The following is an 18,764-nucleotide window of genomic DNA, read 5'->3' on the forward strand; positions in this document are numbered from 1 at the left end:
TTTCGGTTTGGAGGGATTTCAGTGCGAGTTCTCAGTGGCATGCGCTCGACCGGCAGACTTCATCTAGGGCATTTCGTAACTCTTGAGAAATGGAAAGAGCTGCAGGACCAGGGAAATGAATGCTTTTACTTCGTGGCTAACTGGCATGGCCTCACTTCCCATATAGATGAAAGTTCTAACTTCTATGACTGGAGTCTTGACATCGTCCGAACATACGTCTCAGTTGGTCTAGATCCCGAGAAATCAGTTCTCTTTGTTCAGTCTGCAATTAAGGAGCACGCGGAGCTGTTCCTGTATTTCTCTATGCTCGTGTCTGTTTCGAGATTGGAAAGGGTGCCGACTTTCAAGGATCAGAAGGAGCAGATCACAAACAAGGACCTTTCAAGTGGAGGGTTTTTGCTATACCCTGTTCTTCAGGCAGCGGATATTCTCATGTATCTGGCGACAGGAGTTCCGGTTGGTGAGGATCAGGTTTATCATGTTGAGCTTACAAGGGAAATTGCAAGAAGGTTCAACAATCAGTTTGGCGAAGTGTTCCCAGAGCCGGAACCGATTCTTGCTAAAGTGCCCAAGCTTCCGGGAACTGATGGCAGAAAGATGTCCAAGAGCTACGGGAACTACATTCTGATCGATACGGATGAGAAAGAGCTCTGGAAGATGATTGCTCCGATGATGACGGATCCGGCGAGAAAGAGAAGAACCGATCCGGGAGATCCGGAAAAATGTCCTGTATGGGATTATCATAAGGCTTTCACTTCCTCCGATGAAGAGAAGTCTTGGGTCGTTCAAGGATGCAAGACTGCAGGAATCGGCTGTTTGGAGTGTAAGAGACTCCTTCAGCAGAACCTGGTTGAAAGACTCTCCCCTGTTTGGGAGAGGCTGTCCTATCTGAAAGAAAACTGTGAGGAGCTTTCCGAGATAATCGAAGATGGAAATCGAAGAGCTGCAGAAGTGGCTAAGGAGACAATGAAGAGGGTTCTTGAAGCAACTAAGCTGGGGTGGTGAAGGTGGAACAGCTTGAACTGGTCTTCAGTTTCCCTGAATTCGAAGGACCGCTTGACTTGCTCGTGTATTTAGTCAGGAAACACCGGGTAGACATTCGTTCGATCCCCATCACAGTCATAGCAGACGAGTTCATTGCACACGTCAACAAGATGAAATCTCTGGATATGGTAGTGACTTCCGATTTCCTGGTGATGGCTTCAACTCTCATGGAGATGAAGTCCAAGGCTCTGCTCCCCAGAATGAGCAATAATGAAGCCGAAGTGTTTGAAAATCAGCAGAAAGAACTCTACAAAAGCGTAGAGGAGTATAAGGCCTTAAAGGACCTGTCAAAAGAATTCCGGGTAAAGCTCTACGATGCTTACAGCTATGAAAGGGCAACAGCCAAACCGGTAGTTGATCAGAAGAGGAAAGAGGATCTTCCGGACGAACTTACGGAAGCTTTCAAAGCCATTCTAAAGGAGACGGTATTAAGAGAAAGAGTATATACAATCGTTTCCGAGAGCATAAACGTTGAAGACCGAATGCTTCAGATAGAACAGCTCTATGAGACAATTGAGCTGTACAAGTTCCTTATGGATCTCGAAAGCAGATCGGAAGTAATTGTCTCCTTTCTTGCAGTGCTTGAACTCCTGAAGCTCAACAGGTACTATCTTGAAAGTGTAGAGCCTCTCGTTCTCAGAAGGAGGGTCTAGTGAACGAGGAATTGACAAAGAAGGCAATTATCGAAGCGCTGATCTTCTCTGCAAGAAGCGGCATTGAGCCGTCAAGAATCGCGTCGATTATCGGTATGAAGCTGAATCAGGTTATGTTACTGCTTGAAGAGCTAGAGGGAGAATACCAAGCACATGATCACGGTGTAATGATTAAGTCCGTTAACGGCAGGCTCAGATTCTATACCAAAGCATCGATTCAGTCATATGTAAGTCAAATATCGGTGAGACCCCTGGTGAGCATTACCGACACTCAGATGGAAGTTTTGGCGATTGTGGCTGTGAAGGGACCGCTAACAAGAAATGATGTTGAACTAATAAGAGGAAGGTCTTCTCAAGCCCAGCTTTTAGAGCTGTCTAAGATGGGACTTGTTGGCAAGAGGAAATCGAAGCTGCCGGGCAGACCTTACCTCTACAAAGTCAGTTCGCGCTTCTACGAATTGTTCCAGGTTGACGATCTCGCGGAGATTGTTCAGGGGTTGGCTATTGGCGGGGGGGAAGATAGTTTTGAGGCTTCACGAGATGATCTCACAGATAACGGGAATGTCGAGAAGGAAGTCGACTCAAGCGATCCTGGACGCGAGAGTGAAGGTGAACGGCAGGATCGAGACATACCCGAGACTTGATGTAATTCCGGAGTCTTCAGAAATTTTTCTTGACGGAAGTAAGCTAAGCTTTTCCATAGAAGAAAAAGTCGTATATTTGGTTAACAAACCTCTTGGTTATCTCAGCGCCATGAGCGATGATCGTGGAAGAAAGACGTTGGCTGATCTGATAAGTGAAAGGATTAGGGAGAGAGTATTTCACGTAGGCAGGCTGGACCAAGACAGCTGCGGATTAATAATCATGACGAATGATGGTGATCTCGCTAATCTCGTTTCTCATCCTTCTTCAGAGATAGAGAAGACTTACGTTGTGGGAATAAAGGGAAGACTTACCGATCAGGATATCGAAGCAGTGAGGGCTGGTGTTACACTCGCCGATGGATTCAGAACAGCTCCGGCAAAGATAAGATTGGTCAGAAGTGATAGAGATCTGTCGAAGTATTCGATTACGATTCACGAAGGCCACAAACGAGAAATTAGGGAGATTCTTAGGGTATTCAACAAACAGGTTTCCACTCTTGTCAGAGTTGCTATCGGCACTCTTGGCATATCTCTTGTTCCAAATCCAGGTGACATAAAAAGGCTAAGCAAGAGGGAGATTGAATCGCTGAAGAAAGGGGCCCAGAAAAGGAGCCCCGGTAAGGACAACAAGAGATTGTAGATGTCTTCATTACCAAAGATTCACAGTCAGCTACTAAGATCAACAACGAACGCTCCAATGTAGGTGTCTGCTGCACCGTAGTACAGAATCAGCTTTTCTTCATGAACTACGGCTCCTTCGATAAATATCACGTTTGGGACCTGCCCTTGTTTTTCCCAAATAAGTTCAGGTTCTGCGAGAAACCTGTCAGTCCTCATTATAAGTTTTCTGGGATTGCTTATATCAAATAGCGCAGCCCCCGGCCTGTAGATCGTGGAAAAGTCGGCGCTGTTGTATATGAGAAGAATCCCCTCTTCTGTTATAATGGGCGTCGGTCCCGGCTCTATCAGTCTGCTGTCGAAGTAACCCTGTCTTGGTTCCAATACGGGACGGGGAAATACCGTCCAATTTCTGAGGTCGGTGGAATAAGCGAGTTTTATAGAGGAATCTCCAAAGTACATGAAGTACTTCCCATCAATCTTGGCAGGGACGATTGCGCCTGACTTTGACCAGGTATCGTCTTTGAATACCGGGCCCAATTTCTCCCACTCTTCGAAGTCCTTTGAGACGGCTATGCACAGTCTCGCCTTCCCTCCATCATAACCCGTGTAGGTAAGTATATAGGTATCGTCTATCTTCACTATTCGAGGATCTTCGCAGCCTCCCGGGATCTCGTATGATTCCGTTGGCGAAATCAGAGGATCTGACCGCCTTGAGAACTCGAAGCCATCTGCCGATGTCGCCAGGCCAATCCTTGATGTGCCATTCCATCTACCTGTGCCGGCCCAGTCTTCCGATCTGTAGAGAAGATAGACAGTCGAGTCAATAACTATAGCTGCCGGATTGAATACGGCCTTGCTCTCCCACCCGACACCTTGAGGCATCACTATAGGAAGCTCAGATGCTCTTTCAATGTTATATAGCGATTCAAACTCTATCGAAATGGAAAATACCGATGAACATAGAGAGAGCAATACCACAAGCAGTAGTCTTCTCACATAATCAACTCCTTATCCAGTTGATCACAACCTCTTTCTCGATTGTGGCCAGAGCGATAAGGTTGTCTGCCGCCCCATAATAAACATAATAGTGTCCTTCGTGTTCCACCATTGCATCGGAAAAAACGACATTTGGGACGCCTCCAAACACTTCCCACTCTTCTTCTGGTTCAAGAATCGGTTCATTGCTTCTCTTTATGACCTTCTCAGGGTTCTCTGAGTCTAGTAACATGAACCCCAGTCTGTAAGTAGGTCTAGGAGTGTCTTCCACGCCGTGATACAGTACAAGCCACCCGTATTTAGTTTTGATAGGTGGAGCACCTACCCCAATCTTCAGATTGTCCCACATGCTGGGTCTCGGACCGGCTATAGAAGTGAATCGTGTCCAGGTATTGAGATCGTCTGAATACGCCAGATACATGTCCGGTTCGATTCTGTGGAACATAATGTAGCGTCCGTTTACCTTCTCCGGAAACAGTGCTGCATCTTTGTTGTCGACATCCGGGATAATTATTCCGTGACGCTCCCAGCGGAGAAAATCAGTCGTTGAAGCCATCGAAATTCGTACACCAAGAGGAGAATAGGCAGTGTATTGCATGAAGACTTTCCCCTCCAGCTCCGTTAGCCTGGGGTCCTCAACGCCGTAAAGCTCCCATTGACTTCCGGGAGTAAAGACTGGCTTCTCAAGTCTGTTGAATCTTACACCGTCGAGTGAAACGGCGTAGCCCATTCTTGAAACCATATCTTCTCCCTGGGCCCTGTATAGCATGTGAAAGACTTTTTTTCGTTTGACAACGGCACAGTTGAAAACATACTTAGATTCCCAGTGATGTTGCGGGATCGGAGAGATAAGAGGGTTTAACGGATGTCTTTTCAGTTTGATCACAACTCTCACTCCTTATTTCAATGACATAGAGATTCCTTGAAGGAAGTACTTTCTGAACACCAGAAATATGACTACCATGGGCATAGTCTGAAGGACAGAACCTGCAAGAACGGGTCCCAGGTAACTTCCGTACTGCATATTGAAGCTTGCCAAAAGTACTGAAAGCGGCATCTTTGAATAATCGCTGACAACTATTAGAGGCCACATGAAATTATCCCATATTCCGATGAATGTGAAGAGTCCAACGATAGAGACGGTCGAGCTAGTTAGGGGGATCAACACCTTCGTGATTATCCAGAGGTCGTTTGCTCCATCCATTCTAGCTGCTTCAAGGTATTCGTTTGGAACGGCTCTGAAGGACTGCGTAAACATGAAGACACCCCAAGCGGAAACGAGGGAAGGAAGTATGAGGGCCGTTCTGGTGTCAATTAGACCGAGATTCCTTATGAGGACATATAAAGGGACAATAAAAAGAAATCCCGGGAATATCATCTGAAATATTATGAAATTGAATATCACATTTCTTCCTTTGAAACTTAGCCTTGATAGTCCGAAGCCAACGAGAGCCGAGGTCACTAGTACTCCAAAGGTAACGGTTACAGATATGAATATCGAATTGCCAAGAGCTTGAATAAACGGTCTCTCCATCTTGTCGGCGGCTTCTAGAATGAATTTGTAATTATCAAGGGTGAACTGGCTCGGCAGGAATCCGCCATAGATTTCATTAGTTGGCTTGAAAGACGATAGCAGCATCCATATATATGGGTAGATCCATACGACGGAGGCGGCAAAGAGAATGACATAGAGGATAATCATCGGTATCTTCTTCATACCATCTCCACCTCTCTTTCAACAAGCTTCCTGGTGAGCAACACGCATCCGTAACTCAGAAGAGCCACTATGATTGCCAACGCCGATGCGTATCCCGGATTGATTTTCTGGAATGCTGTCGTGTAGATGAGCATCTGGAATGTATATGTGGTTCTCATTGGACCTCCTCCCGTAATGAGGAAGGGCTCGGTGAATATTCCAAAAGTTAGAGTAAGGGAGAGAACCAGAACCATAACTATCGACGGATTTATAAGGGGCAGAGTGATCCTGAAAAATCTGGTCATCTTTCCTGCTCCATCCAGTTCAGCAGATTCATATAGACTCTCCGGTATTGCCTGAAGCCCTGAGAAAAGAATGAGACCGTAGTAACCAATGAATTTCCAGGTTACCATCATTGCTATAGATAGCGTTGCCAGCTGTGGACTGCTAAACCAGGGGATTGTGATTCCGAAAATAGACCTAGTAATGCTGTTTAAGGGACCGTTTATCGCAAACAGCTTTTGGAATATGATCGAGTAGGCGACTCCGGAGGAGACGTTGGCAACGAGAAATGCCAGTATGAAGAAGGTCCTGAACATCTTCACCTTCTTCAGGCCAAGAGCAAAGAGTAAGGAGAGACCGAGAACCATTGGGATGAAGTAAAGCATGAAATTGAAGGTGTTCAGGAAGACCCTCCAGAATAGCTCATCCTGGAAGAGCTTAATGAAATTGTCAAACCAGATAAACTTCCTGGGTGTGAAGTAATTCCATTTCGAGAGTGCCAGAATCAGTAACCATACGAACGGGTACCCCCAGAAAATCGCTGTATATACTAGGTATCCTCCTGACAGAGACCAGCCCTTTATTGCGTCGATGGTTTTCAATCTCTTCCTCACTCAAAATCACCTCTTCTCTTAGAAGAGTTCTCTTCTTACTCTTGTTGCCGCATCGCTCAAAGCCTCGAATGGAGTGGATTTTCCATACATTATTTGTTCGATGAGAAATGTCGTGAGAATATCTTGAACCTCAACAGTCTTGGTGGTTAATGCGGGCGGGACAGCATAGGCAACATGGCTAGCGTAAGCGGCGAACTTTGGGTTCTCATCCATGTATTCTTGAAAGATGGGGTTAGATAGCAGATCCTCTCTTGCAGGAGGAAGGTTGGTAACTTCCATCCATTTCCGATCTTTCTCAATATCTGAGTAAACCCACTTGATGAACTTCCATGCGGCTTCCTTATGCTTTGTTGTTGCAAACATTACCAGTCCCTTAGTATCTGCGAACGTGTATATTGGTTTGTCTTCTGGATAGTCGTCCGGGACTGGAGGTGGAGCGATTGCAATGTGGTCAAAGACATCAGGGAAGAGGTTCCTCGCCTGATTGATCTCCCAAGGCCCGAATATACCACCAAGAACTACTCCGAAGTAGAATGGGTTGCTTCCGAGGTCGACCGCCGTCCAGTTGTTTCTGAACATGGTATCTATGAATGTGACGACTTCTTTCCCCGTATCGTTGTTGAAGAGAGCTCTTGCTTTCTCAACATCCAGGTATGGGGAGCCCTCGCTTGCCGCATAGTAATAGGTTATGAAATCATACCATCTGTCGTACCAGTTTCTGCCCATTACGACCAATGTTCCATACTTCTCGTAAGGGACGGAATACTTCTCACTGATTTCATAGATCTCCGAGTATGTTCTGGGCGGCCTATCATATCCCAGCTCTTTCAATATGTCCGATCTCCACCACATCATAATCGGATTCGAGTATATTGGGAGCACGTAATAGTCGTTTCCAAATTTCCAGCTTTCGACTATTGAAGTCATCTTCCTCTTTTCCATTAGCTCCCAGAAATCCGGGAAGGAGTTTAGCGGAACAAGTATGCCTGCTTCGATAAGTTGTGCTGCAAAACCCGAGAAGATGTTTGTGCAGATGTCAGGCATTCTTCCCGATGCGATTGATGTGAGTATAGCCTCCTCTGAGCTACCGGCAGCCGGGATCGTCGACCACTTTATCTGGATATCCGGGTTGTTCTGATTCCACTCGGAAACCACTTCTTTCCAGAAACTCTCTTGAAGGGGATTTGGCGCTGTCCAGAAGACAAGCTCAACGCCAAGTAATCCCGAGATAAGGCACAGGAATACCGTTAACAGAATTAGTTTTTTCACGATCTTTACCTCCTTTTCTATAAAGTGCTCTCTCTTTGGACAAATTCGGTAAACAGAGAAATCTTTGTAGGATGAGGTTCATTGCCAATTAGTAGACTCTGCAGTCTTCTTGATGCTACAACTCCCATCTCACGCTTGAAGATCTTGAATGTCGTCAACGAAGGGGTGGTACCGGAAGAGTTTATAATGTCATCAAATCCCATAATCGACGCCTCTTCTGGTATTTTTATGCCTCTTGTCTGAAACTCTTCCATTGCTCTGATTGCGGCCGTATCATTACACCCGAATACTGCGTCTGGAAGCCCGTATCTTGAAAGCAAGAGGTCTATAATCGCGCTCATATTATCGTTTTCTTCGTCGTATTCAAATGCTCTAGGCAAGTAGCCGGCGCTTTCCATTGCTGAGATATACCCGTCGTATCTATCTCTGAAACCAAAGTGAGACAGGGGACCATGGATGTTTACTATCTTCTTCAGACCTTTTGAGAAGAGCTTTCTCATTCCATATACAGCTCCATCGTAACCATCAGAAACAACACAGTCTACCTTGACACCGGCAAGATACTGATCGACCAGCACAACAGGTTTCCCGCCCTCTTTGACCATTCTCACATCTTTCTCGCTTATTTCTCCACCTATCATTAGATATCCGTCAAAACTATTCGAGAACTCATCTGTCGATACTAATTCTCCTCTCATGTTGTTGTTTAGAAAGAACTCCTCAATTCCATTAAGAACGATAGTGTAAAACTGATCAGATTTGCTGGAAAGAATCTTAAACAATCTTCTGCCAGCGACGATGCCGATGTTGAAGTCAAGCTTTCTGCTTGCAAGGTAGCTTGCAACTTTTGAGGGTTTGTACTCGAGTTCTTCTATGGCTGACAAGACCTTTTCTCTTGCCTTTTTCGAAACGTAGCCGCTCTTGTTCAGCACTCTTGAAACGGTTGCGGTTGATACTTCTGCCAATCGTGCGACATCAGATAGTTTTGCTGACAAGTAAATCACCTCTAGCTATGTAAACGCTTACATCTCTAAAAGTAATATACCTCGATTGAGGCTCGATAATCACATTCGAGTAGCAACTAATAAAGCCGTTCAGTTAGTATTTAGAGCTATTAAGTCAGTAATATGCCGTTTTGCATTTGTTAAATAACCGTAGGTATCAAAGTTGATTAAAGTTAGACGAAAAAAGTAAATTTAGTGCGGAATCAGGTTATATTACCAATTGATTGCCGATAATCTTCGTGAGTCATTATTTTTGATTCTATATCATTCTAGATCAAAGAAGTGACAAGATTCTATAATCTTGAGTGATATGTAAGCGATTTCACATCGACTTCTAGGAGGTGTTTGTATGAAGAGGTTCTTGGTTCTTTTCTTCATAGTGCTTTCGGTCTTTTTAGTTGCAGAGACTGTAAGGGTTCCCGTGTCTGTCAATTCCTTCACCGGGGAGCCTGTTGCCGTTACAATTGCCATGAGTGATATTCTTGATCTCGTTGGGGTTGACTTCGATGCCAACTGGGACTCATTAAGAGTTGTTCAAGACGGAAAGGAGCTTCCGTATCAAATTGACGATGCCGATCTGAATGGAAGGCTCTCATCTGGGGATGTTCTCTCCTTCTTGATCACAGGTCCTGCAGAGATAACGGTTAGTGACAACTTTGACATTCTTCCCCCAACCTACCAGTCGGTAGGAAAAGTAACTGAGGAAGATGGGCAGTGGGTTATTGAAATCGGGGAAATAACTGCAATTGCCAATAACAAAGGTCTCGTTAAGGTAACTGGTTTCGGAGATGTGGAAGGGACAGTCGTAGATGAAATCGGTATAGTAAGAATGTCAGGATATGTAGGATCGACCTACTATATTGATGGAGAGTTCGGCAGGCACGAAGAAAAGACGTCGGGGGATTTTGCAGTCAAGGAAGTCTCGGTTCTTCCTGCCGGGCCCGTAGGAATCACTGTTGTTAGCACGCTTGAAGCGAAACCTTTCCTGGGTGTAACTCAAAAAATCATCACCACAATCTTCAGCAATGGGGATATAATTTCTCACAACACCTTTGAATTTGCGACATATGCCGAACTAATGAAACTACAGATAATGGCAACAAGAGTATTGACTGACATAGCCGAAGACACGGTCCATACGCTTCCTGTATTCAGAAGACTTCTCTGGGCCGATCAGCTTAATATTACACCACTAGAATACTGGCTTGAGAGAAATGCGATAATGTATTCCGGAAACAAGCCCTATATTGTCTTCCCTGCTGTAGATTTAATGAGACCGCTTTGGTGGGGTGCGACGTACATATTTGCTTCTCAGGAAAGCTGGAGAGCCAACTACTCTTTGTCATTGAAATTGGGTGTCGCAGAGATAAACCCTGAAGTACCTGTTGTAGTAGCCGACTACGAGAAATGGATGGGAGGTCTTACTTGGGTATATGAGAGCAGGGAATTCAGGGACGGATACTTCGAATGGATGCCCGGTGAGATTGACATCTTCGAAAGCACTAGAGGTTATGTCTCTTCAAACTGGGAAGACTACGTAAAGCGCTTTGCGGCAGGAGATGTTGTCAGTTTCAAGAGAGTCTACTCGATATTCAATGCCGACTCAATTCAGGATTCAATCGAGTTCGCTGAGCTCAAGAAGTCGGAGATTCAGTCACTCAAGATAGGAGAATAATCGATCTTTGCTTTAGGGTGAGAGGTTGCCTCTCACCCTTTTATTTTGGAGGTGTCTATGAAGAAGGTAATCGTCTTGCTCTTATCTCTTGCTTCAGTCTTGCTTATCGGGATGGAGGTTCAGCTTAATCTAGGACATCTGGAATTCCTTAGAGACGAGTTCTCGATTGAGAATGTCACAAGAGTTGGTTACTGGATTTATGCTGACAGACTTCCCGATGGAAGCTACAAACATGCCGATGCTCCCGGCGAAGGAGTTACATGTGTTGATGATGTGGCGAGGGCGGCGATACTTTATTTGAGACTCTTTGAGACTTCAGGAAAACCTGAGTACTTCGGACGGGCAAAAGAAGCGCTGGAATTTGTACTTTCAATGCAGGATGTCGATGGGGACTTCTACAATTTCGTATTCGAAGATGGAAGAATAAACCTAAATGGGCCTACTTCCAGAAAAGGAGGAAACTGGTGGGCAGCTCGAGCATTATGGGCACTTACAACCGGAGCACGGATATCTCAAGATTGTGAGCCCGAGTTTTCTGTTAAACTGACCGAAGCTGCACATAGGTGCTTCCGAAGAATAATCAGCTTTGAACAGGACGGTCTTATTCATGGCTACACCGACCTCTCATCCGTTGTTCTTCTTGGAGCCGCCGAGTTGTTCATGATAGGCAACGATGCACTCGTGGGAAGTTTCGTTGAAAGGTGTTCTTCTGCTATTCGAGATAAGCTGGTTCTGAATAACGACTCGCTTTTTGACGGTCTTGTAGACGAGGCACCACCTTCAGAATCGAAGTATTACTGGCACGGTTGGGGTTCGAGGCAGCTGGAAGCAATAGCTTTGGCAAGTGCGATTCTAGAAGACGACAATCTTCTTGAAGCTTCCGTAGAGGCTTTCAAGCGAAGCTCGGCGCTTCTGCTGAATGCGGGGCCTCTATACTCATTGTCTCAATACTTGCAACTTTTCCCGCAGATAGCCTATGCTGCAGAAGCCGCGATTTCAGCAGGGTATATGCTGTATGAACTGACCGAAGATGATGAGATTGCCTCTACAACGGCTCTTCTTGGAAGCTGGTTCCTTGGTGTCAACAAGTTGAACCAGTCAATGATAGGGAGGAACGGAGAGGGATTTGACGGACTTGAATTCTCACACGCAAATAGAAATGCAGGAGCAGAATCCACGATTTCCATGCTTCTTTCTCTCGAAAGGATCAGTAGGCTTCCCGATCAGTACGAACGGTTCTTTTCTGGTGAAGTAGAGATACTTGCGCCGGTTGAGGTAGTTGAAGCAGAATCCATGAGGGCTGGCCTTTCCGAATCAGCGATAATCCAGGGTACCGGCTTTTCGGGCAATGCCGTAATAAATATCTCAGGAGCATTCAGTCTTCGTATGCCAATAACACTTGCCGAGACATCATATTCAGTATTTGCAGCTCTAAATGAAGTCAAAACTAACGAAGTGGTCTTTACCTTGAGGCTTGGGGATTCCAGATCAGAGAAGGTAGTCAGCCTAGAGCGGAGAGCCATTCTCAAAATCGGTACTGTAAAAGGTACAGGTAATGAATCTACCTTCACGGTGGGAGGAAGAATAACCGAAGGTAGTTTCGATCTCGATCAGATAATTCTCGTGCCGAATTTGGTGGTTGCTTACGATCCAGGAGAAGATATCTCCTTTATTCTCAATTTCCGTGGAAGCGAGGAAGCACAAGAAGGTATTTCAATTGCAAACGGTAGGATCTTTGAAAGAGAGAGAAAGATTACTGAAGTACCACCGTCACTGGTGGTGGATGTTGTCGAACAGGACGGGTTCGTCCATTTGAATCTTGAAGAGCTATTCAACAACAACGGAATTGCATCTTCCGATGAGAGAAAAACGGCGAATTTCGACAACCCTCAGGGATTATTTGGAGCTTCTTACATATCTGCAGAGCTGGAGAGAGAGCTAGAATCAGGATCCCTTTCTGTTGGTGAGACTAGATTCTTAATGAACATCAAAGGCGACGACAACCTAAGACTCACGGGCCAGGCGATCACATTTCCAGCAGAAGTATTCAGTCGTATCTGTGTTCTCGGTTCGGCGAACCATGGTGACTACGTCGGTGAAGCGCTGCTGATCTACGAAGATGGTTCGCAGCAAATGATCCAGTTGTCGTTTTCCGATTGGTGCGGAGGGCCATCGACTGGAGAGGAAATTGCGTTCATGTTTTCCGGCAGATACGATAATACTGGGAATACAGAGAGAATCCAGTGTATGCTGTACTATCGTTGTAGTGATCTTCTTGATAAACCGTTGAAAAGCATAGTCTTTCCTCAGCTGGCTAATGTGCACATTTTCGCAGTCTCGTTTGAGAGAGCAGGCTCCTGTGTTCAGTAGCAGTGAAGTTATTTGGAGAAGAATGCCGGTCCGTTGACGCAGGCCAGTTCTGCTTCGCGGCCAGAAAAACCGCTTAATGCTTGAGGGAACACGCTATGCGCTGGGAAAAGCAGAACTCAGTTTGCCGTCCAATAGCTAGGATCCGCCCTTCTTAAAGATTAACCGAGAAAGAGCGTTGTCGAGAGCTTCGATTCGAGAAGGCGAGAGACAGGAGCCAGTCACCGCTAAAACATGACGCAATGCACTGAAGAGCATCAGTGGACGCAAGGCTGCCTTCGGCAGGAAGCGATCTGAAAGCCAGTCACCTTCGGTGGCCAGTCAGGCTCCGCCTGGCCAGTCTCGCCTTCGGCGAGGCCAGTTCCGGCTGGCGCCGGTCAAAAGAGCCGTTCTCCGTTGGCCTTCCAGGAGCAAAAACCCGTTCACCGATAAGATCAATCGAGAAAGAGCATTGTCGAGAGCTTCGCTTACAGAGTGCGAGAATTCATAGTTGACCGTCAACGGTCCACCGTTATCCGAGAAGAGAGGACAAGCAGAAATGATGCCGACTTCGTCGGGAAGTGATGCTCGCTGGCGCGTGGAAGTGATGCCCGGAGAAACGTTCGGGGAAGTGATGTGCCGAAAAGCATCGGCGGAAGTGATGCCACCTTCGGTGGGACGCAATGCACTGAGGAGCATCAATGATAGCAATGCCTGCTTCGCAGGGAAGCTTTTTTGGTTCAACGTGCTCTTTCCTACCACGAACCCGCTACCCCCAACCCCGGTCTCTTGCTTTTTCTTACAACTTGCATCTTGGAACTTGCAACTGAGCTTTTACAAGCGATCAACGGGTCCTTGTTCTTAAGCGTACAGCGGATCTAGAAACGAAGAACAGGTTTTTCGGCTGAGAACGGAGAACCGTTCAACGGCGAACTAGCTTCTTTTTCTCTTTCCGATCCGCACATTGCTACCCCCAACCCTGGTCTCTTGCTTTCTCTTACAACTTGCATCTTGGAACTTGCAACTAAGCTTTTACAAGCGATCAGCGGGTCCTTGTTCTTAAGCGTACAGCGAATCTAGGAACGAAGAACAGATTTTTCCCTCGGTTAACGGTCAACCGTTTTGACTTTGCCGCTACCTGTCATCACGTAACTAATCGTCAAACCTTGACACTGTACCCTACCGATGATAGAATTGCTGTACGGATGCGTAGCTCAGCGGAAGAGCGCTTCCTTCACACGGAAGAGGCCACAGGTTCAATCCCTGTCGCATCCACCAGATAGGTAAAGGGAGTCATTTCGACTCCCTTTTTGTCTTAGTCTTGGGTTTCTTCGGCTTTTCTTGCTTCTTCACGAATTTGATTTCATAAGAGGTTGGAATTGGCCAGGTGAAGCCCACCGAAATCTCTCTTTTCAGCGTCTTGACAAGGTTCTTCTGGTTTTCTGGAGTTAGGATTCCAGACATGTTTTGATAAACCTGAATGGAGGCGCTGGTCAACGATTCGTCCTGAAAACCCCTCGATAGATCCTTAAGCAGTCGCTGATAAACTGCCCTGGGAGACTCGATCCTTCCCGTTCCCTTGCAAATCGGGCATGAGGAATATAACTTGGACCCAATTGCAGCTGTCGATCGCTTCCTTGTCATTTCCAGCAATCCAAGTCTCGTGAATCCCATTATCATAGTTCTCGCCTTGTCCTTCTTAAATTCAGCTGTGAGACTCGATATCACTTTCTGCCTATCTTCATCGTTCTTCATATCAATAAAGTCTATAACGACTATTCCGCCAATGTTTCTCAATCTCAGCTGTCTCGCAATCTCTGAAGCGGCCTCTAGGTTCGTGTTCAATGAAGTTTCCGACACATCGTTGCCGGAGATACTGCTTGCAGAGTTCACATCGATTACCGTCATAGCTTCTGTTCTGTCTATGTATATGTTTCCTCCCGCGGGTAGGGATACCATTCTGGTATAGAGGATCTTCATTTTCTCGTACACTTCTTCAGACGCAAAGGCATCGCCTTCAACATACCTCACGACCGGTTTGAAACCGGACTTGAATTTGCTGATGCCGGCGACCACATCGTGCCAGAGTTCCTCTGAATCGACCACTATCTCCTTAGTATTTTCGGTTAGTCTCTCTCTGAGAATATACTCTACAAAGGAAGGTTCCTCATAGAGAATCTTCGGTTTTCTGCTTCTTCTAAATGTCTCGTTTATCTTGTTCCAGTTTTCACGCAGACTTTCAAGCTCTTCCTTTATTGTTTCCTCACCCACACCGAAAGCGGCGGTACGGAAGATCACACCTTCTTTGTTTTCAAGAACTGACTTCGCAACCGCGGTGAGCCTATTCCTTTCCTGCTGATCCGCGATCTTCTTCGATATTCCAATATGCTTCGAAAACGGTGTATAAACAAGGCTTCTGCCTGGTATGCTAACCTTAAGGGTAATCTGAGGCCCTTTCGAACCGATGGGATCTTTGCTGACCTGGACTAGAACTTTGTTGTTCTTCTCCAGTTTCTGTTGTCCGGAAGCATCTTTGAATCTAAGAAATGCGTTCCTTCCAATCCCAATATTCACAAAAGCCGCTTCAAGGCTGGGAACAACATTCTCTACCTTGCCAAGATAGATGTTTCCAGTTACACTTTCGCTGTCCATGTCTTCGAAAAAAATCTCTTCCAGCTGATCGCCGTCCAGAGAAGCGATCCTGACTTCGTCCTCAATTCGACTGAAGACAATAGTCTGCGTTCTGTTATTCTGTATTCTTGCCACCACCCTTTCATTTCTATAGACAGAACTAGATTTCGAATTCTACCATAATAATCATCTCACGTGAAGATTAAGAAAGCGGGCCACCTTCTGGTGGCCGTCCGCTATTCGTTCATTTCAATAATACCGACAGATCCGTTCTTTCTAGTATAGAGAACATTGACTTCATCAGTATCGATATTCCTGTAGACAAAAAAGGTGTGGCCAAGCATTTCCATCTGAAGAACGGCCTCATCCTCAGTCATCGGCTTGATAGTGAACCTCTTACGTCTTGTAATTACTGTGGATTGATCTTCTTCGAACCTGGAGGGAATTGAATCGAGGTTTTCCTTAAGGCCGTTTTTGTGCTTGTGGCGAGTTCTCTCTTTGAATCTCTTTATTCTTCTCTCAAAGGCATCAGATGCCGAATCCACTACTGTATAGAAGTCGCTGCCCTTTTCCTCCACGCGGACCATAACGCCCGGCAGATGGGCGGTCGCCTCGACCTTGTAGAACGCCCTTTCCTTCGAGAGCCTGAGATCCATCGAGATCAGCTTCTCCTCGTTGACAACTTTCGACACTTTTGAGAACCTCTTGTCGATGTAGTCTTTCATGGAGTCTGTAACAGTTACGTCTTTAGAGTAGATGTTGTAATCCATGATAACCCTCCTCTCGCGTGATGCTACCAAATTGCGTTACTTCATGTTATCACATACCAAAGGCCGTTACAGTACGCTGGAATCAGGACTCCCTGTCTTGAGCTGGTGTTTGCTCGCTACCTCATATAACTGTACTGAACTCAGAGAATTCCATTCTGTCTTGAGACGTGAAGAAAGCCAAATCGGAAGTACTCTGTACTTCTCAATCTCTCCAATTTCCACCCATTTGACTTCAACCAACGTTGGAACTCCCGAGTTATCTGGATCTGATCCCAGGTTGGTCCTTCCCGAGACGTAATCGCAGGAAAATATCACCTCCAGAAGGCTTTCTCTTTTGAATTCCTGTAGTGCAACAACCGATTTAGGAAAAACTTCAAGATAAGTCTCTTCCCTTATCTCTCTCTTGATTGCAGTAAAAAGATCTTCGCCTGGTTCAACAAGTCCGCCGGGGAAACACCAGAAGGGAGGTCTGTCGCGATGCTCATGACGAACAAGAAGAACAGATTCGTCTTTTATGACCAAAGCTCTTACACTAATACGATGTGTATTCTTCATATGCACACCTCGACCATGCCTCATTTCAAGTATATCACCTCTTCGCCTCTTGATTGATATAATTTCATATATGATAGGAGGTTATGAGATGCGCTATTCAAGAGTTAGAACGATTACAACCATGGGTCTTAACGTTTTGGATGTTCTCGTTGAGCTGGATATTGACAGCAGGGCAGTAATCCAGGAGATGGATATCGTAGGTCTTGGAGACACCGTAATTAAGGAGAGCAAGAAGAGAGTTAAGAGTGCCGTCAAGAACTCGGGGATAGAGCTACCCAACGGTCGAATAACGGTCAACCTAGCTCCGAGCGATGTGAAAAAGGAGGGATCTTATCTCGATCTTCCTATAGCGGTGGGGTTGCTTAAGGCAACTTCGAAAATCAAAACCGATCTTTCCGATTACATTTTCTTTGGAGAACTGGGTCTTGACGGAAGCCTTAGGCGAGTAAGAGGCGTCTTGCCAATTCTGCTTTCGCTTTCCAGCAGGGCAAATGGTCTAAGAGTTGTGCTTCCTGCCCCAAACAAACAGGAAGCTACAATAGTGAACAACCTTACGATTTTCACGGCGGATAGTTTGAACGATTTGGTTGGCTTTTTGAACGGACACGTGGAGAAAAAACCCGTCGTCTATTCGCAGCCCGAATTGGGAAGTATGAATGGGCCGGACATGTCTGAGATAAAGGGACAGGAGTTTGCTAAGAGGGCTTCTGAAGTCGCCGCGGCAGGAGGGCACAACATTTCCCTTCGAGGGTCCCCGGGATGTGGAAAAACAATGCTTGCCCGCAGAATTCCATCTATTCTCCCTCCGCTAACTATGGATGAAGCTGTTGAGACCACAATGATTTACAGCGTTGCTGGACTGCTGGGTGAAAGAGGCCTGATAAAAGAGAGACCATTCAGGTCTCCTCACCATACTGCGTCGACAACATCTATCGTTGGTGGTGGAAATGATGCTAGACCGGGTGAAATTAGTCTTGCCCACAACGGTGTCTTATTCATGGACGAGTTTCCGGAGTTCAGAAGAGATGTAATCGAGGCTCTCAGACAACCGCTGGAGGATGGAGTAATTACTGTTGCAAGAGCAAAACTGACAGCCACATATCCTGCCAGATTCATGCTCATAGCTGCCCAAAACCCGTGTCCTTGCGGATGGTACGGGGACAAAACAAGAGAGTGCACATGTTCTTGGTATGACATTCAAAGATATAACAGGAAGATCTCGGGTCCAATGGAAGATAGGATAGATATCTTCGTTGACATGCCAAGACTCGATTTCGACAAGTATATGGAAAACTCAACGGCAGAAAGCTCTGACGAAGTTCGGAAGAGAGTTATTACTGCAAGGAAGAGACAGTCGTCGAGATATGCAGGAATGAGCATATTTTCGAATAGTCAGCTAGGTCATGCATTGCTGAAAGAATACGTGCCGCTAGACTCAGCATCGAGATCACTTCTTTCGGCAGCCGTGGAAAAGATGAAATTAACTGCAAGGGCCATTGATAGAGTTCTTAAAGTAGCACTTACTATAGCCGATCTCGAAGAAAGTGAAGTTAAGGCCAGGCACATTGCAGAAGCCTTACAGTATCGAAGAAAGACCTAGAGTTCAGCACTCTAGGTCTCCATGAGAGATCTGACCAGAGTGTGCCAAGAAGGCGAAGAAGGAAACTTCAAGCCATGCTTAATCGAAGATGAGGGAAGGCCCCTCGAAGCCGCCATGCAGGTGGAGGCTTCAAACCACCGTAAGCTGCTGTGGTAAAGAGCCATGGTAGTGAACGTTACGGGAAAAGGCGGGACAGCGATCCCGTCAGGTGAGTACCAGAGGAGACGAATACAAGTGAACCACCGTGAACGTGTCGTAAGAACTACTAGTGTCATCAAAACCGGGGGGTGCATCTATCCCGGGATAAGTCTGGAGGAAACCTGCTTACTGTCCAGATGGTGACCGGCATACAGGTGGCGTGACC

The 18,764-nt window shown here is 46.0% G+C and carries 16 protein-coding genes and 1 tRNA gene; 8 read left to right on the plus strand and 9 right to left on the minus strand.

The window, feature by feature from the left end:
• The first annotated feature begins 21 nt into the window (after positions 1–21).
• From trpS to RJ60_RS09590, 4 genes are read left to right on the plus strand one after another with little or no spacing between them, the layout of a single operon-like run.
• Entirely contained in the window at positions 22–1,005 is a 984-nt protein-coding gene (gene trpS, locus RJ60_RS09575; protein ID WP_099829630.1) for a tryptophan--tRNA ligase, read from the plus strand.
• 2 nt (positions 1,006–1,007) lie between these two features.
• A complete protein-coding gene (locus RJ60_RS09580; protein ID WP_099829631.1) occupies positions 1,008–1,697 on the plus strand; it encodes a ScpA family protein in 690 nt (229 codons plus the stop codon).
• Positions 1,697–2,341 (plus strand): SMC-Scp complex subunit ScpB, encoded by a 645-nt coding sequence (gene scpB / locus RJ60_RS09585; protein ID WP_103134576.1) that lies wholly within the window; start codon positions 1,697–1,699, stop codon positions 2,339–2,341. Before RJ60_RS09580 ends, scpB begins: the two co-directional genes overlap by 1 nt.
• Complete coding sequence (locus RJ60_RS09590; protein ID WP_258006264.1) at positions 2,238–2,981, plus strand: pseudouridine synthase; 744 nt, start codon at positions 2,238–2,240, stop codon at positions 2,979–2,981. Before scpB ends, RJ60_RS09590 begins: the two co-directional genes overlap by 104 nt.
• Before the next feature lie 26 nt (positions 2,982–3,007).
• Here RJ60_RS09590 and RJ60_RS09595 read toward each other — a convergent pair whose 3' ends face one another.
• The 6 genes from RJ60_RS09595 to RJ60_RS09620 are packed head-to-tail and all read right to left on the minus strand — an operon-like array spanning position 3,008 to position 8,814.
• The gene (locus RJ60_RS09595; protein ID WP_102819064.1) at positions 3,008–3,958 is read right to left on the minus strand and encodes a glycoside hydrolase family 130 protein; all 951 of its coding nucleotides are present in this window, start codon (positions 3,956–3,958) and stop codon (positions 3,008–3,010) included.
• 4 nt (positions 3,959–3,962) lie between these two features.
• Positions 3,963–4,844 carry a glycosidase gene (locus RJ60_RS09600; protein ID WP_103134578.1) on the minus strand — a complete coding sequence of 294 codons (882 nt, stop codon included), beginning with the start codon at positions 4,842–4,844 and terminating at the stop codon, positions 3,963–3,965.
• A 12-nt stretch (positions 4,845–4,856) separates the two neighbouring features.
• Entirely contained in the window at positions 4,857–5,675 is an 819-nt protein-coding gene (locus RJ60_RS09605; protein ID WP_103134579.1) for a carbohydrate ABC transporter permease, read from the minus strand.
• Positions 5,672–6,550, minus strand: coding sequence for a carbohydrate ABC transporter permease (locus tag RJ60_RS09610; RefSeq protein ID WP_099829637.1), 879 nt, complete (start codon positions 6,548–6,550; stop codon positions 5,672–5,674). Before RJ60_RS09610 ends, RJ60_RS09605 begins: the two co-directional genes overlap by 4 nt.
• 18 nt (positions 6,551–6,568) lie before the next feature.
• Positions 6,569–7,819 carry an extracellular solute-binding protein gene (locus RJ60_RS09615; RefSeq protein ID WP_103134580.1) on the minus strand — a complete coding sequence of 417 codons (1,251 nt, stop codon included), beginning with the start codon at positions 7,817–7,819 and terminating at the stop codon, positions 6,569–6,571.
• 17 nt (positions 7,820–7,836) lie between these two features.
• The gene (locus tag RJ60_RS09620) at positions 7,837–8,814 is read right to left on the minus strand and encodes a LacI family DNA-binding transcriptional regulator (protein ID WP_103134581.1); all 978 of its coding nucleotides are present in this window, start codon (positions 8,812–8,814) and stop codon (positions 7,837–7,839) included.
• Positions 8,815–9,172: 358 nt separating this feature from the next.
• On the opposite strand from RJ60_RS09620, the gene RJ60_RS09625 reads away from it, so the two are divergent.
• The 3 genes from RJ60_RS09625 to RJ60_RS09640 all read left to right on the plus strand — a co-directional run bounded on the left by RJ60_RS09625 (position 9,173) and on the right by RJ60_RS09640 (position 14,122).
• Positions 9,173–10,498 carry a hypothetical protein gene (locus tag RJ60_RS09625; protein ID WP_103134582.1) on the plus strand — a complete coding sequence of 442 codons (1,326 nt, stop codon included), beginning with the start codon at positions 9,173–9,175 and terminating at the stop codon, positions 10,496–10,498.
• Between the two features lie 57 nt (positions 10,499–10,555).
• The gene (locus RJ60_RS09630) at positions 10,556–12,868 is read left to right on the plus strand and encodes a hypothetical protein (RefSeq protein ID WP_103134583.1); all 2,313 of its coding nucleotides are present in this window, start codon (positions 10,556–10,558) and stop codon (positions 12,866–12,868) included.
• 1,179 nt (positions 12,869–14,047) lie between these two features.
• Positions 14,048–14,122, plus strand: a tRNA-Val gene (locus RJ60_RS09640).
• A 15-nt stretch (positions 14,123–14,137) separates the two neighbouring features.
• Here the strand turns inward: RJ60_RS09640 and RJ60_RS09645 are convergent.
• The 3 genes from RJ60_RS09645 to RJ60_RS09655 all read right to left on the minus strand — a co-directional run bounded on the left by RJ60_RS09645 (position 14,138) and on the right by RJ60_RS09655 (position 16,800).
• Positions 14,138–15,610, minus strand: coding sequence for an Rne/Rng family ribonuclease (locus RJ60_RS09645; protein WP_103134589.1), 1,473 nt, complete (start codon positions 15,608–15,610; stop codon positions 14,138–14,140).
• A 101-nt stretch (positions 15,611–15,711) separates the two neighbouring features.
• Positions 15,712–16,245 carry a ribosome hibernation-promoting factor, HPF/YfiA family gene (gene hpf, locus RJ60_RS09650; protein WP_103134584.1) on the minus strand — a complete coding sequence of 178 codons (534 nt, stop codon included), beginning with the start codon at positions 16,243–16,245 and terminating at the stop codon, positions 15,712–15,714.
• Positions 16,246–16,311: 66 nt separating this feature from the next.
• Entirely contained in the window at positions 16,312–16,800 is a 489-nt protein-coding gene (locus RJ60_RS09655) for an NUDIX domain-containing protein (RefSeq protein ID WP_103134585.1), read from the minus strand.
• Positions 16,801–16,888: 88 nt separating this feature from the next.
• Between RJ60_RS09655 and RJ60_RS09660 the strand changes: the two genes are divergently transcribed.
• On the plus strand, positions 16,889–18,400 hold the full coding sequence (locus RJ60_RS09660; RefSeq protein WP_103134586.1) for a YifB family Mg chelatase-like AAA ATPase: 1,512 nt from the start codon (positions 16,889–16,891) through the stop codon (positions 18,398–18,400).
• Positions 18,401–18,764: the final 364 nt, after the last annotated feature.

Origin of the sequence: Mesotoga sp. B105.6.4 (assembly GCF_002896535.1) — a bacterium.
Taxonomy (GTDB): domain Bacteria; phylum Thermotogota; class Thermotogae; order Petrotogales; family Kosmotogaceae; genus Mesotoga.

Coding starts and splice junctions, on each gene's coding strand:
- RJ60_RS09590 (WP_258006264.1), top strand. CDS start 2,238: ATGATCTCACAGATAACGGGAATGTCGAGAAGGAAGTCGACTCAAGCG.
- hpf (WP_103134584.1), bottom strand. CDS start 16,245: ATGGATTACAACATCTACTCTAAAGACGTAACTGTTACAGACTCCATG.
- RJ60_RS09660 (WP_103134586.1), top strand. CDS start 16,889: ATGCGCTATTCAAGAGTTAGAACGATTACAACCATGGGTCTTAACGTT.
- RJ60_RS09630 (WP_103134583.1), top strand. CDS start 10,556: ATGAAGAAGGTAATCGTCTTGCTCTTATCTCTTGCTTCAGTCTTGCTT.
- RJ60_RS09605 (WP_103134579.1), bottom strand. CDS start 5,675: ATGAAGAAGATACCGATGATTATCCTCTATGTCATTCTCTTTGCCGCC.
- RJ60_RS09625 (WP_103134582.1), top strand. CDS start 9,173: ATGAAGAGGTTCTTGGTTCTTTTCTTCATAGTGCTTTCGGTCTTTTTA.
- RJ60_RS09655 (WP_103134585.1), bottom strand. CDS start 16,800: ATGAAGAATACACATCGTATTAGTGTAAGAGCTTTGGTCATAAAAGAC.